The organism is Pantoea sp. JV6 (genome assembly GCF_025910055.1).
Classification (GTDB): Bacteria; Pseudomonadota; Gammaproteobacteria; order Enterobacterales; family Enterobacteriaceae; genus Pantoea; species Pantoea agglomerans.
The window spans coordinates 1-12317 of record NZ_JAPCIM010000023.1; the positions used below are offsets into that span (position 1 = coordinate 1).

The 12317-nt window shown below is 56.3% G+C and carries 16 protein-coding genes; 4 read left to right on the forward strand and 12 right to left on the reverse strand.

Going from position 1 to position 12317, the window contains the following annotated elements; all coding sequences use genetic code 11:
- Positions 1 to 73: 73 nt before the first annotated feature.
- Genes mltC through mutY form a run of 3 tightly spaced genes read right to left on the reverse strand, consistent with a single transcriptional unit; the run spans position 74 to position 2565 of the window.
- On the reverse strand, positions 74 to 1153 hold the full coding sequence (gene mltC, locus OK412_RS21080; RefSeq protein ID WP_010248892.1) for a membrane-bound lytic murein transglycosylase MltC: 1080 nt from the start codon (positions 1151 to 1153) through the stop codon (positions 74 to 76).
- Positions 1154 to 1207: 54 nt separating this feature from the next.
- Positions 1208 to 1480 carry an oxidative damage protection protein gene (locus OK412_RS21085; protein ID WP_003853409.1) on the reverse strand — a complete coding sequence of 91 codons (273 nt, stop codon included), beginning with the start codon at positions 1478 to 1480 and terminating at the stop codon, positions 1208 to 1210.
- Positions 1480 to 2565, reverse strand: coding sequence for an A/G-specific adenine glycosylase (gene mutY, locus OK412_RS21090; protein WP_264353518.1), 1086 nt, complete (start codon positions 2563 to 2565; stop codon positions 1480 to 1482). The genes OK412_RS21085 and mutY overlap by 1 nt, the downstream gene beginning before the upstream one ends.
- A 154-nt stretch (positions 2566 to 2719) precedes the next feature.
- Here mutY and trmB point away from each other — a divergent pair, with 154 nt between their 5' ends.
- From trmB to OK412_RS21105, 3 genes are all read left to right on the forward strand, one after another.
- A complete protein-coding gene (gene trmB, locus OK412_RS21095; RefSeq protein ID WP_010248887.1) occupies positions 2720 to 3439 on the forward strand; it encodes a tRNA (guanosine(46)-N7)-methyltransferase TrmB in 720 nt (239 codons plus the stop codon).
- Entirely contained in the window at positions 3439 to 3765 is a 327-nt protein-coding gene (locus OK412_RS21100) for a YggL family protein (RefSeq protein WP_003853403.1), read from the forward strand. Before trmB ends, OK412_RS21100 begins: the two co-directional genes overlap by 1 nt.
- A 65-nt stretch (positions 3766 to 3830) precedes the next feature.
- Positions 3831 to 4547, forward strand: coding sequence for a DUF2884 domain-containing protein (locus OK412_RS21105; RefSeq protein WP_010248885.1), 717 nt, complete (start codon positions 3831 to 3833; stop codon positions 4545 to 4547).
- A 36-nt stretch (positions 4548 to 4583) separates the two neighbouring features.
- Here the strand turns inward: OK412_RS21105 and hemW are convergent, their stop codons facing one another.
- The 4 genes from hemW to OK412_RS21125 are packed head-to-tail and all read right to left on the reverse strand — an operon-like array spanning position 4584 to position 7605.
- Positions 4584 to 5723: a radical SAM family heme chaperone HemW gene (gene hemW, locus OK412_RS21110; RefSeq protein WP_010248883.1), complete on the reverse strand. Its 1140-nt coding sequence runs from the start codon at positions 5721 to 5723 to the stop codon at positions 4584 to 4586.
- Positions 5716 to 6309 (reverse strand): XTP/dITP diphosphatase, encoded by a 594-nt coding sequence (locus tag OK412_RS21115; protein WP_033769898.1) that lies wholly within the window; start codon positions 6307 to 6309, stop codon positions 5716 to 5718. Before OK412_RS21115 ends, hemW begins: the two co-directional genes overlap by 8 nt.
- Positions 6310 to 6330: 21 nt before the next feature.
- Positions 6331 to 6885: a YggT family protein gene (locus OK412_RS21120; protein WP_010248879.1), complete on the reverse strand. Its 555-nt coding sequence runs from the start codon at positions 6883 to 6885 to the stop codon at positions 6331 to 6333.
- A 12-nt stretch (positions 6886 to 6897) separates the two neighbouring features.
- Positions 6898 to 7605 (reverse strand): YggS family pyridoxal phosphate-dependent enzyme, encoded by a 708-nt coding sequence (locus OK412_RS21125; protein ID WP_010671071.1) that lies wholly within the window; start codon positions 7603 to 7605, stop codon positions 6898 to 6900.
- A gap of 14 nt (positions 7606 to 7619) precedes the next feature.
- Between OK412_RS21125 and OK412_RS21130 the strand changes: the two genes are divergently transcribed.
- Positions 7620 to 8615, forward strand: a complete 996-nt coding sequence (locus tag OK412_RS21130; RefSeq protein WP_124890315.1) for a type IV pilus twitching motility protein PilT — start codon at positions 7620 to 7622, stop codon at positions 8613 to 8615.
- Positions 8616 to 8620: 5 nt separating this feature from the next.
- On the opposite strand, the gene ruvX is transcribed toward OK412_RS21130, so the two are convergent.
- The 5 genes from ruvX to endA all read right to left on the reverse strand — a co-directional run bounded on the left by ruvX (position 8621) and on the right by endA (position 12248).
- On the reverse strand, positions 8621 to 9040 hold the full coding sequence (gene ruvX, locus OK412_RS21135; RefSeq protein ID WP_003853387.1) for a Holliday junction resolvase RuvX: 420 nt from the start codon (positions 9038 to 9040) through the stop codon (positions 8621 to 8623).
- The gene (locus OK412_RS21140; protein WP_010248870.1) at positions 9040 to 9603 is read right to left on the reverse strand and encodes a YqgE/AlgH family protein; all 564 of its coding nucleotides are present in this window, start codon (positions 9601 to 9603) and stop codon (positions 9040 to 9042) included. Before OK412_RS21140 ends, ruvX begins: the two co-directional genes overlap by 1 nt.
- A gap of 87 nt (positions 9604 to 9690) precedes the next feature.
- Positions 9691 to 10635: a glutathione synthase gene (gene gshB / locus OK412_RS21145; protein WP_010248868.1), complete on the reverse strand. Its 945-nt coding sequence runs from the start codon at positions 10633 to 10635 to the stop codon at positions 9691 to 9693.
- A 106-nt stretch (positions 10636 to 10741) separates the two neighbouring features.
- Positions 10742 to 11473 carry a 16S rRNA (uracil(1498)-N(3))-methyltransferase gene (gene rsmE, locus OK412_RS21150; RefSeq protein ID WP_010248866.1) on the reverse strand — a complete coding sequence of 244 codons (732 nt, stop codon included), beginning with the start codon at positions 11471 to 11473 and terminating at the stop codon, positions 10742 to 10744.
- 70 nt (positions 11474 to 11543) lie between these two features.
- Positions 11544 to 12248, reverse strand: coding sequence for a deoxyribonuclease I (gene endA / locus OK412_RS21155; RefSeq protein WP_264353519.1), 705 nt, complete (start codon positions 12246 to 12248; stop codon positions 11544 to 11546).
- Positions 12249 to 12317: the final 69 nt, after the last annotated feature.

Sequence of the window (12317 nt, forward strand, 5' to 3'; positions counted from 1 at the left end):
ATCCCAGCTTCAGGCGCTGCACCCAAGCCCGTTCGCGCAGCGAACACTCCCCCCGGCTTTAGCGCTGAGCCAATCAGAATCCCCGATAACTCTTCTGCGCGGTACTCACCTTATAAAGATAACGACGCGATTCCGCCGACGGATGCTGGTTCGCCAGGGTCGAATAAACTTTGCTCGGTGACATGCCGTTAATCATCGAAAACGCCCGATCTTTATCGCTGGAGAAGACGCGCAGCACGCTGCCTGCGCCGCCGTTATAGGCGGTGATCACCGCATAACGACGTGACACCGGATCCTGAATACCGCCCAGATAGCTACGCTGCAACAGCGACAGATAAGCGGTACCCGCATCAATATTGTTCTCCGGATCAAGCAGATAGCTGCGGCTCGGCTTGCCCCATTTACCCTTCATGCGGAACACGTCAACACCGGCAGTATGCTGCACCACCTGCATCAGACCCAGCGCATCAGAATGGCTCACGGCGTAGGGGTTAAAGCTCGACTCGGTCTGCATAATCGCCAGAATCAACGAGGCATCAACACCATACTGATCGGCGGCTTTACGCACCATCGGCAGGTATTTGTGCGCACGCTTATCCAGGTGGTTCGGCACCATCGGAATCGAAATGGTGTAAATCACATGCAGACCCGAGGTGCGGCGCTGCAATTTATTCTGAATCAGATAGTCAGCAAAGGCTTCCGCGCGACCCTGCCAGCGAATCGGCTGACCGGTATTATCCAGCACCTGCCCATACAGCAGCGGCTCTTTACTGATTTCAATATCGTTGGCGTCAGAGTAGAGATCGACATTACCCGGATCTTCGCCAATCAACAGGGTGGTCACGATTGCCTGACGCAGGCTGGCCATAGGATCGGTGCCAGAAATCGTCTCGATGGTCAGCTTACCGCTTTCAAAGTTAATGTGGCTGCGGGTGTAATAGTTGTCGCTATATTTGACGTAATCTTTGGGTCCGGCGATCAGGACCTCATTGATACCCCAGATATTCTCAATATTATGAGCAAACTGCCCCATCAGAATATCAAAGGCGTTGGTATCTTTTACCCACTCCTCGTGGGACTGCTGTTTCTTTGACCCGGAACAGGAAACCAAAAGTGGTGCTATCACCAGCAGGGCGATTAATTTTTTATTCATTGGGAATGCAAGCCTGACCTGGATAACCGGCCTCAGCGATGAGGCCCGGAATGTTTACGCTTCTGGCGGTGTATAGCCTTCGATATGAACGTCTTTACCTTCGAACAGGAAATTGATCATCTCCTTCTCCAGCACTTTACGATCTTCGGGATTCATCATGTTGAGCTTCTTCTCGTTGATCAACATGGTCTGTTTCGCCATCCACTTCTGCCAGGCTTCTTTAGAAATGTCGTTGTAAATGCGCTTACCCAGATCGCCCGGGTAGAGCTGAAAATCCTGTCCTTCCGCGTCGCGCTGTAAAAAAGTACAAAAAATAGTGCGGCTCATTATTCTTCCTCATTAATCTCACAACTGTTCAAAGCCAGTTGTCGGGGATGGCGCAGCTCGTGTAACAGGCGCTCAACGGGTGCGGCTAATCCCACAGATGGTGGCAGCGCTAAGTTATACCAGAGACCGCCTGCTTCATCCATCGCCGCCCCGACAGAAGGCCACGTCAGCCACATTGGCACGATATCGAGATGGAAATGGCTGAAGGTGTGACGGAACGCAGTAAGCTGCTGCGGTTTTGCATGGATGCCGCGGGCCGCCAGCCAGTCTGTCATCGCCGCTTCCGTTTTGAACTGCGGGAAGCAGAACAGGCCGCCCCACAAGCCCACAGGCGGGCGCTGCTCCAGCCAGACATCATCACCATCCTGCATCATCAGGAACCAGCCGCTGCGCTCTGGCAGCACCTGCTTAGGCTTCTTACCGGGATAGCTCGCCCAGCTGCTGCTGGCATACGCCTCACAACCGCTGTTCAGCGGGCAGATTTCGCACTTCGGCTTCGATCGGGTACAGACGATAGCACCCAGATCCATCATCGCCTGATTAAACTGGCTGACGCCCTCGGCGGGTGTGACCTCTTCGCTGATCTGCCAGAGCCGCTTTTCGACCTCTTTCTTACCCGGCCAGCCGCTGACAGCATAGCAACGGGCCAGCACGCGCTTGACGTTGCCATCCAGAATCGGGAAATGCTGCCCCAGTGACAGCGACAGGATCGCGCCCGCCGTGGAGCGGCCTACGCCGGGCAGGGCAGAGACATCATCGAAATTACGCGGGAACTCGCCCTGATGAACCTCGACAATCTGCTTTGCGGCTTTATGCAGATTACGCGCACGGGCGTAGTAGCCGAGGCCGGTCCAGAGATGTAACACCTCATCCAGCGGAGCCGCAGCCAGATCGGTAACCGTGGGGAAGCGCGCCATAAAGCGTTCAAAATAGGGAATAACCGTGGCAACCTGGGTTTGCTGTAGCATCACTTCGGAGAGCCACACCTTGTAAGGCGTTTTCTCCAGCTGCCACGGCAGGGTTTTGCGACCAAAGCGCTGATACCAGTCCAGCACCTGTTGCGCGAACTGCGGCGCTTGCATCATAAGAAGGAAATTTTCCGTGTTTACTCTACACTCAGGCAGGAATTCCAGCACATGCGCACCTGGGTGTAAACCGGAAGATTGCAAAGGCTTGCTTCTGCTTATGAACTTTGCATAATGCCCGTTTCCCGGAACAGGCTAACCAGCAGGCTTTTACATGATTAATGACGTCATCACCCCAGAATTTGATGAGAACGGGCGGCCATTACGCCGGATCCGCAGCTTTGTGCGCCGCCAGGGCCGCTTAACCAAAGGCCAGCAGCAGGCGCTGGACACCCTGTGGCCGGTCATGGGGGTGGAATATCAGCCGGAGCCTGTCGATCTGCCCGCGCTGTTTGGCCGCGAAGCCCCGGTGACGCTGGAAATTGGCTTTGGCATGGGCGCTTCGCTGGTAACGATGGCGCAGAACACGCCGCATCAGAACTTCCTGGGTATTGAAGTGCATGCGCCGGGCGTGGGTGCCTGTCTGGCCGCCGCCAAAGAAGCCGATGTGCAGAACCTTCGGGTGATGTGCCATGACGCGGTGGAAGTGCTTGAGAAGATGATTCCGGATAACTCGCTGCGCATGGTTCAGCTTTTCTTCCCCGATCCGTGGCATAAAGCGCGTCACAATAAACGCCGTATCGTCCAGGTGCCTTTTGCCGAGCTGGTGATGCGTAAACTGAAGCTGGGCGGCGTTTTCCACATGGCGACCGACTGGGAAGCCTACGCGGAGCATATGCTGGAAGTGATGAACAGCATCGATGGTTACCGCAACCAGTCAGAACAACAGAATTATGTGCCGCGTCCTGAGACGCGTCCACTGACCAAGTTTGAGCAGCGCGGGCAGCGTTTAGGCCACGGCGTATGGGATTTAATGTTTGAGAGGGTGAAATAATGGCCACACAACGCAGCCGCCGTTTACGTAAAAAACTGCACATTGATGAGTTTCAGGAACTGGGCTTCTCGGTTGCCTGGCGCTTCCCGGAAGGCACCAGCGAAAGCGAAATTGATGAGACGCTGAACCAGTTCATCAATGAAGCGATCGACCCTAACGGCCTGGCCTTCGATGGCAGCGGTTACCTGGTGTGGGAAGGTCTGGTTTGCCTGCAGAAAACCGGCAAATGCACCGATGAGCATCGTGCTCTGGTCCGCAAATGGCTGGAAGATCGCAAGCTGCAGGACGTTCAGATGACTGAACTCTTTGACGTCTGGTGGGACTAAGTCGTCACACAGTGTCGGGCTGAGGCCCGATCAGAGGGTTTCAGACCCGATCTTAGGGAGTAGATATGATGCGTAAAGCGCTTCTTGCTGTGCTGCTGGTGGCAGCAACCCAGGCTCAGGCAGCCTATGAATGCAGCGTTAAGCCGCAGGACGATGTGGTGATTAAGCCGCAGAGCGTGCAGGTGGTCGGTGCCAACGGCAATATGGAAATCTCGCCGCAGGGCGACGTGCAGTTCAATGGACAGAAGGTCACGCTCGATACGGCCGGACGCCAGAAAGCGATCGACTATCAGAACGCGCTGCGTCGCGATCTGCCGTGGATCGACAGCGGGGCGACATCACGTCTGGAGAAAGGGCGTGCGGCACTGGATCAGGTCATCGTTGAAAAACTGGGCACCGACAGCAACGTGCGTAATCGCCTGACCACGCTGAATGGTCAGCTGAAACAGCAGATGAACCGCATCATTGAACACCGTGAAGATGGGCTGACGTTCCACCATCAGGCGATTGATCAGGTTCGCGCCGAAGGTGAAAGGCTGGTGCAGTCGACGCTGGGCGGCGTGATGCAGGATAGCCTGAACGAGATGGGCAGTAAGCAGGGCAGCGGCGGCAGTAATCCGCTGCAGGCGATTATGGGTAATCTGGGCGGGTTGCAGCAGTCGATTCAGGCTGAGTGGAGCAAGCAGGAGCAGGATTTCCAGAACTTCGGTCACGAGGTGTGTAATCGCGTTATTTCGCTGGAAGATCAGCGTAAACAGCTTACCGGCGCACTGAAAAAATAGGTCAACGCCTCAGCCTGTCGGGCTGAGGCGCTTTTGTTACTCTTCCGCTAAGAACAGCTCCAGCAGCGAATTCAGGAACAGCTTCCCTTTCTCCGTAATCTGCCACTGCTCCGCGGTTTCAGTCACGTAACCCGCGGCAATCGCAGCATCCATCTGCGGACGGATCACCTGCTCTGACAAACCGGTATAGCGGCTGAACTCGTCGCGCGGCGCGGCTTCCAGCAGGCGAAAGCGGTTCATGAAATATTCAAACGGCTTGTCGCTATCGGCAACGTCATACTGTTTTTCGCGGTAGTTCCCCTGCATAAATCCACGCGGATGACGGGTTTTCACCGTGCGGACTATGCGGCCATCCGGTTGCGTCAGCTTGCCGTGTGCGCCACACCCAATCCCCAGATAGTCGCCAAAGCGCCAGTAGTTGAGGTTGTGCTCACAGCGATAACCCGGCTTCGCGTAGGCAGAGGTCTCATACTGCTGATAACCGGCAGCCTGCAACAGCTGATCGCCCTGTTCGAAAATATCCCATAGCGCATCATCATCCGGCAGCACCGGCGGGCGTGAGCCAAACAGGGTGTTGGGTTCAATCGTGAGCTGATACCAGGAGAGATGCGGTGGATTAAGCGCAATCGCCTGACGTAAATCATCGAGCGCCTCTTCCAGCGACTGATCGGGCAGGCCATGCATCAGGTCAAGGTTAAAACTGCGCAGCGAGAGCGACTCTGCCAGTTCAGCGGCGCGGACCGCCTCTTCCGGGCCGTGAATGCGGCCAAGACGCTGCAGCTTTTGCGGACTGAAACTCTGTACGCCAATCGAAATACGGTTGATACCGGCGCGCTGATAGGCGCTGAACCGGTCCGCTTCCACGGTGCCCGGATTGGCTTCCATGGTCACTTCCGCATCGGGCGAGAGCGTCAGACGCTCCCGCACACCATCCATCAGCATCTGCATCGCGCTGCTGCTCAGCAGGCTGGGCGTGCCGCCACCGATGAAGATCGTGCGCACTTCCCGGCCATTGATCAGCGGTAAATCGATCTCCAGATCGCGCAACAGGTGCTGCACGTATTCAACGTGCGGCACCTCATCTTTCAGCGCGTGGGAATTAAAATCACAGTAGGGACATTTCTGTACGCACCACGGAATGTGGATATAGAGACTTAACGGCGGCAGATTAGGCATTACACATCGCTTCCAGCAACAGCGTCAATGCTTTACCCCGGTGAGAAACTGCACCTTTTTCCGCTTTACTCAGTTCGGCCGCGGTTTTACCCAGCGCCGGGACAAAGAAAATCGGGTCGTAACCAAAACCACCGGCACCAGCGGCGGCGCGGGTGATCTCACCCTGCCAGCTGCCGTGGAACACCAGCGGGGTCGGATCTTCCGCATGACGCAGATAGACCAGCACGCAGTGAAATTGTGCCTGGCGCTGACCGTCTGGTACGTTTTCCAGCGCCTGCAGCAGCTTCTCCAGGTTCTGTTGATCGCTGGCCTCTTCACCGGCGTAGCGCGCCGAGTAGATGCCGGGCGCGCCGCCCAGCGCATCTACGGCCAGGCCGGAATCATCGGCAATGGCCGGTAATCCGGTGATCTGTGCCGCGTGACGCGCCTTGAGAATCGCGTTCTCAATAAAGGTCAGGCCGGTCTCTTCCGCCGATTCAACCCCAAGGTCGGTCTGTGCGACGATATCCAGACCAAAGGCGGAGAGTAACTCCGCCAGTTCACGCACTTTGCCGGGATTGCCGGTTGCGAGGACAACTTTTTGCATAACAGTTCCAGTTTGATTCATTTACAGCAGATACCAGAGACCCGGGAACAGGTCCATGCCGAGAAAGTTCAGGGCATACAGCACCAGGATGACGATCATCGCTGAGAAATCGATGCCGCCCATCGCAGGCAGAATACGGCGAACAGGTGCCATCATCGGCTCGGTTAACTGCACCAGCAGATAGTCGACAGGCCCCCGGCCCTGGCTGATCCAGCTCATCAGGGAGCGAATAATAATCACCCAGAAGACCAGATAGCCGGCGGATTTAACCAGCGACAGCAGGCCGACCAGCAGATTGGTTGGGTCGACCGAGAAGACGCCCACCTGAATCAGCAATAAAATCGGGTATTTCAGCGTAGTCAGCACAAATGCCAGCAGCAGCGAGGCGGTATCAATCGGTCCCAGTGCCGGCAGTATACGGCGCAGCGGCTTAACAATCGGCTGTGTCACTTTTACGACAAACTGCGCCACTGGATTGTAAAAATCGCAGCGGGACCACTGCATCCAGATGCGTAACAGCAGCACCATGACGTAGAGATCGATCAGCGTTTTTACTAAAAACGTCAGTGTTAACATGAAGTTCCTCTGTTATTGTTGTGAGTTGTGCGCATAATCTCGTGCGCCAAAAATGGCGGTGCCGATACGCACCATCGTACTGCCTGCGGCGATTGCCGCCTCCATGTCATCGCTCATTCCCAGCGAAAGCGTGTCTGCATGCGGATAGTGTTGTTGCAGCTGCCGGAAGGCTTCCGCCATCTGCTGACACACCGCCAGCTGCCGCGCGTAATCACTCTCTGCTGCCGGAATCGCCATTAATCCGCGCAGCCGCAGTTGCGGCAGGGCAGCGATCTGTTCCGCCAGCCCGGAAACGGCCTCCAGCATGATGCCAGATTTGCTGTTCTCGTCACTGATATTTACCTGAATTAACACATTCAGCGGTGGCAGCGAAGCAGGCCGCTGATCGTTGAGCCGCTGCGCGATGCGCTGACGGTCAATGGTGTGACACCAGGCGAAATGTTCCGCCACCAGACGGCTTTTATTGGACTGCAGCGGGCCGATGAAGTGCCACTCCAGCTCAGGATGTGCGGCCAGTGCCTGGACCTTTTCAACCCCTTCCTGAACGTAATTTTCACCAAAGGCAATCTGGCCAGCGGCAAAGGCTTCTTCGACCGCGCTCGCAGGTTTGGTTTTACTGACTGCAAGCAGGGTAATTTCTTCTGGTGCGCGGCCGCAACTCGCGGCAGCAGCAGCGATTCGCTGCCGCACTTGCTGTAGGTTCTGCTGGATTGAGGTCATAGTCAGGAGAAATTATGAATCTGGATGAAATGGTGGGGCTTAGTGTAAAGCATAATGCCGCCGATCTGCACCTTTGCAGCGGACATTTGCCCTACTGGCGGCGTCAGGGAAGGCTGGAGGCGATGCCGCAGCAGTACCCGCTTTCTGGTGCATGGATGGCGCAGTTTATGGCCCGCTGGCTAAGTGACCCGCAGCGTCAGGAGCTGGAGCGCGCAGGGCAGCTCGATTTCGCCCTGAGCCTGGCCGATGGTCAGCGTCTGCGCGCGAATCTCTTTATGCAGCGCAACGGCCTGTCACTGGCACTGCGCATCATCGCCACGGCATGCCCGACGCTGGAAAGCCTGCAACTGCCCGCCATTGTCCCGACGCTGCTGGAGCAGCAGGATGGGCTGATTCTGGTGACGGGTGCGACCGGCAGCGGTAAATCAACCACGCTGGCGGCGCTGGTCGATGCGCTGAACCGCCAGCAGGCGCGGCATATCATCACGCTGGAAGATCCGATTGAATTTATCCATCACAGCCAGCAGTCGCTGATACAGCAGCGTGAAATCGGCCTGCACTGCGGTTCGTTCTCGCTGGGAGTAAAGGCAGCACTGCGTGAAGATCCCGACGTTATACTGCTGGGCGAACTGCGTGACAGCGAGACTATTCGTCAGGCGCTGACTGCTGCGGAGACCGGCCATCTGGTGCTGGCGACGCTGCACACGCGTGGCGCAGCGCAGGCGGTGGATCGGCTGGTTGATGTCTTTCCGGCAGAGGAGAAACAGCTGGTGCGTACTCAGCTGGCGGGCAGCCTGAAAGCGGTAATTGCACAGCGGCTGGTGCCGTCAGTTGCCGGTTCGCGCATCGGACTGTTTGAGGTACTGATCGCCACGCCGGGCATCACCAATCTGATCAGAGAAGGCAAGATGCACCAGATCCCTGCGCTGTTACAAACCGGCGCACAGGCCGGTATGCAGACGTTTGAGCAGAGCAGGCTGGCGCGTCAGGCAGCCGGACTGATTGAGTGAGGATGTCAGTAATGGTTTTCGAACCAGTCCTGCAAAATGATGGCAGCAGACTGTGAGTCGACCGATCCTTTATTGAGCGCGCGATAGCCGCCGCGTTCAAACAGGCCAGCACGCGCTTCTACCGTGCTGAGTCGTTCATCCTGCAGCTCCACGCGGATGCCAAAGCGCCCGTGCAGGCGGTTGGCAAATTTACGTGCGCGATCGGTCAGCGGCTGCTCGGTGCCATCCATATTCAGCGGTAATCCCACCACCACGAAATCGGGCTGCCACTCTTTCAGCAGTTTTTCAATTACCAGCCAGTCCGGGATGCCATCCTGCGCTTTCAGGGCGGTCAGCGGACGGGCGCTGCCAGTGAGTTGCTGACCTACGGCGACACCAATACTTTTGGTGCCGAAGTCGAATCCTAACAGAGTTTGAGTTGACATCAGGCGTGTCCGGCGTCGCTGGCCATGTTGTGAATATCGACGCCAATACTGCGCGCCGCTTCGCGCCAGCGCTCTGAAATCGGCGTCTGGAACAGGATGTTGCTGTTAGCGGGCGTGGTCAGCCAGGCGTTTTCCATCAGCTCATTCTCCAGCTGATCTTTTTCCCAGGCGCAGTAACCCAGCGCGACCAGCACGTTAGTGGGCTGAGACGCCGTACCGATCGACTCCAGCACGTCACGGGACGTGGTGATGATCGTGTTATCGGAAACACGAATACTGGAGGTAAAGGTGCGTTGCGCGGAGTGCAGGATAAAGCCACGATCTTCCGCCAGCGGGCCGCCGGTAAACACCGGTTTATCCAGCTTGATCGCCGGATCGCGATCGTCAGCAGAGATTTTGAGCTTCTTCAGAATGCCTTCAACCGTCAGGTTTTCCATGGGTTTATTGATGATCAGTCCCATTGCACCCTCTTCATTATGTTCGCAGAGATAGACCACGGAACGTTTGAAGAAAGGATCCTGCAATGAAGGCATGGCAATCAAAAAGTGATGTTGTAAATTCATTCTCACACGATGTACCAAAAAAATAACCGGCACGCGACGGCCGCACCGGTATTGGGTTGATCACGGAGCTTCGCCCCGGCGTCATGCTCAGCCCAGGCGCTTCTCAATGGCATCCATCAACATGCCGGTGATGGAGATCGGGAACGCAGCCTCAATTTCACGAATGCAGGTTGGGCTGGTCACGTTAACTTCAGTCAGTTTATCACCGATGATGTCCAGACCGACAAAAATCAGCCCTTTTGCTTTCAGCGTCGGACCAACACGGCGCGCGATTTCCCAGTCGCTTTCGCTCAGCGGACGCGCTTCACCGCGACCACCGGCGGCGAGGTTACCACGCGTTTCACCGCCCTGAGGGATACGCGCCAGGCAGTAAGGCACCGGCTCGCCATCGACGACCAGCACGCGTTTGTCACCCTCGGTGATCGCCGCAATATAATTCTGCGCCATGCAGAAACGGCTCTCATGCTCGGTCAGGGTTTCGGTAATCACGCCAAAGTTAGGATCATCTTTCTTCACGCGGAAAATCGACGCACCACCCATGCCATCCAGCGGCTTCATGATGATGTCGCCATGCTCCTGCCAGAAAGCGCGCAGTTGCGCTTTGCTGCGGGTCACCAGAGTGTCAGGCGTAAACTCGGCAAACCAGGCGGTGTAGAGCTTTTCGTTACAGTCACGCAGGCTCTGCGGTTTGTTCACGATCAGCGTACCCAGCTCTTCAGCGCGCTCCAGAATGTAGGTCGCATAGATGAACTCGGTATCGAATGGCGGATCTTTGCGCATCAGCACCACATTCAGGTCAGCCAGCGGGATCACCTGCTCGCTGCCGAACTGATACCAGTTCTCAGGGTTCTGCTCGACGGTCAGCAGGCGGGTGCGGGCCGAGGCCACGCCACCGCGCAGGGAGAGATCGTGCATCTCCATATAGTGAATTTCGTAACCACGGCGCTGTGCTTCCAGCAGCATAGCGAAGCTGGAGTCTTTTTTAATATTGATGGACGAAATAGGGTCCATCACGATGCCAAGTTTAATCATTATTATCTCCTCGGTGAGGCGGCATTTACCGCCTCGTCTGGTTCGGTCTGCAGTGGGCCGATCGGTCAGGACATCATGCCTGCTCTCTTTCCGCTGAAAGTATCGCTTAACCCAGGTCGCCAAACCTCACCTGAAGTGCCGTAATGGCCGTCAGCGCGGTAGTTTCGGTACGCAATACCCGTGGGCCAAGCAGAATGTCAGTAAAATCGTGCTGCGCCGTCATCGCAATCTCGTCCGCAGACAAACCGCCTTCAGGGCCAATCAGCAACCTTACCCGCTCAACAGGCTGGGGCAGCGTGTTGATGCTGTGGCTGGCGCGCGGATGCAGATTAAGCTTCAGTCCGCTATCTGCTTCTGCACACCAGGCTTCCAGCGTCATCGCTTCACGAATCTCCGGCACGCGATTACGGCCGCACTGCTCGCAGGCGGCAATAGCAATTTTCTGCCACTGCTGGATCTTCTTCGCCAGACGCTCAGCATCAAGCTTTACGCCACAGCGCTCGGAAAACAAGGGTGTAATGACATTCACGCCCAGTTCGATCGATTTCTGGATAGTGAATTCCATTTTTTCACCGCGCGACATCACCTGACCTAAATGCAGATGTAACGGTGACTCGCGATCGTCCGGCTGGCTCTCTGTGACCGATACTTTTACACGCTTTTTATCTACATGCGTGATCTCTGCTGCAAAAGTCAGATTAGTGCCATCAAAGAGTTCCAGACGCTGACCTGCCGTCATCCGGAGCACCCGGCCCACATGATTGGATGCATCTTCATCCAGGGTAATTTCACTGCCGATGCTTAATGGCCCGGCGTGATAGATGCGAGGTATACGCATAAGGTTCCTGAGACCGGACGCCGCGCTGCAGCGGCGTCATTGGAAAAAGAGCTAGTGTAGGGCAGGGATTTTAGCGCTGGCAAGCCTGCTGCACATAAGGATTGTGATTGCCCTGAACCTTTGCAATGCGCTGGTCGCGTTCGCACTCCCAAACTGTTACGGGATAGAGCTTGTTCCAGGCGGTAAACAGCTGCGTCTGCTGGCGCGAAATACGCAGATGATACTGGTCGCGCATATAGAAATAGGTGCGGGCAATGGCACCACGCGCCCGCGCAGGTGGCTCCGCCTGTTTGAGTTTAAAGTCGATCTTCATCTCACACTGGCCGTACTGCTGCTCGCTGCCGTTCCATTGACTGTAGGCGAAGTTGCCACGGTCGCCATTCACTTCACCCACCGCAGGCTGCAGGTTGTGCAGGTCGGTTTCGATGCGGCGGTAGTCGGGATCTTTGCTGCAGTTTTTACGACCGCCATCCTGCCAGCACTGACGCTGATGGCCAAACTCCCAGGCGGGCATCACATGTTCCCACTCAATGCGTGCGGCGCGATTGGCGTTTTTGCGCACCTGATAGCCACAGCTGTTGAGATCGGGAATCCCCTTTTTTCCCTGCCACTGAATCTTACAGCCACAGTAAAAAGAACCCGGTGCATCGGCGTTGATCGCCGCCGCAAAGGTTTTGGCCTGCTGAAAGTTATTTTGATGATAGTTATTCAGGTTGAGGGCGTCAGCGGCGGGCGCAAACAGCAGCGCAACCGCCAGACTTAGTATGCGAGACATATTCCAGATTTCTACTCAGTACGAAAAAGGGCGGCAGGGTAACAGAATGTGGAATAGGGCGGAATGGGG

Bases quoted from the DNA above. Each gene is read 5' to 3' on its own strand.
- mltC (WP_010248892.1), bottom strand. From the start codon at position 1,153: ATGAATAAAAAATTAATCGCCCTGCTGGTGATAGCACCACTTTTGGTT.
- OK412_RS21085 (WP_003853409.1), bottom strand. From the start codon at position 1,480: ATGAGCCGCACTATTTTTTGTACTTTTTTACAGCGCGACGCGGAAGGA.
- mutY (WP_264353518.1), bottom strand. From the start codon at position 2,565: ATGATGCAAGCGCCGCAGTTCGCGCAACAGGTGCTGGACTGGTATCAG.
- trmB (WP_010248887.1), top strand. From the start codon at position 2,720: ATGATTAATGACGTCATCACCCCAGAATTTGATGAGAACGGGCGGCCA.
- OK412_RS21100 (WP_003853403.1), top strand. From the start codon at position 3,439: ATGGCCACACAACGCAGCCGCCGTTTACGTAAAAAACTGCACATTGAT.
- OK412_RS21105 (WP_010248885.1), top strand. From the start codon at position 3,831: ATGATGCGTAAAGCGCTTCTTGCTGTGCTGCTGGTGGCAGCAACCCAG.
- hemW (WP_010248883.1), bottom strand. From the start codon at position 5,723: ATGCCTAATCTGCCGCCGTTAAGTCTCTATATCCACATTCCGTGGTGC.
- OK412_RS21115 (WP_033769898.1), bottom strand. From the start codon at position 6,309: ATGCAAAAAGTTGTCCTCGCAACCGGCAATCCCGGCAAAGTGCGTGAA.
- OK412_RS21120 (WP_010248879.1), bottom strand. From the start codon at position 6,885: ATGTTAACACTGACGTTTTTAGTAAAAACGCTGATCGATCTCTACGTC.
- OK412_RS21125 (WP_010671071.1), bottom strand. From the start codon at position 7,605: ATGACCTCAATCCAGCAGAACCTACAGCAAGTGCGGCAGCGAATCGCT.
- OK412_RS21130 (WP_124890315.1), top strand. From the start codon at position 7,620: ATGAATCTGGATGAAATGGTGGGGCTTAGTGTAAAGCATAATGCCGCC.
- ruvX (WP_003853387.1), bottom strand. From the start codon at position 9,040: ATGTCAACTCAAACTCTGTTAGGATTCGACTTCGGCACCAAAAGTATT.
- OK412_RS21140 (WP_010248870.1), bottom strand. From the start codon at position 9,603: ATGAATTTACAACATCACTTTTTGATTGCCATGCCTTCATTGCAGGAT.
- gshB (WP_010248868.1), bottom strand. From the start codon at position 10,635: ATGATTAAACTTGGCATCGTGATGGACCCTATTTCGTCCATCAATATT.
- rsmE (WP_010248866.1), bottom strand. From the start codon at position 11,473: ATGCGTATACCTCGCATCTATCACGCCGGGCCATTAAGCATCGGCAGT.
- endA (WP_264353519.1), bottom strand. From the start codon at position 12,248: ATGTCTCGCATACTAAGTCTGGCGGTTGCGCTGCTGTTTGCGCCCGCC.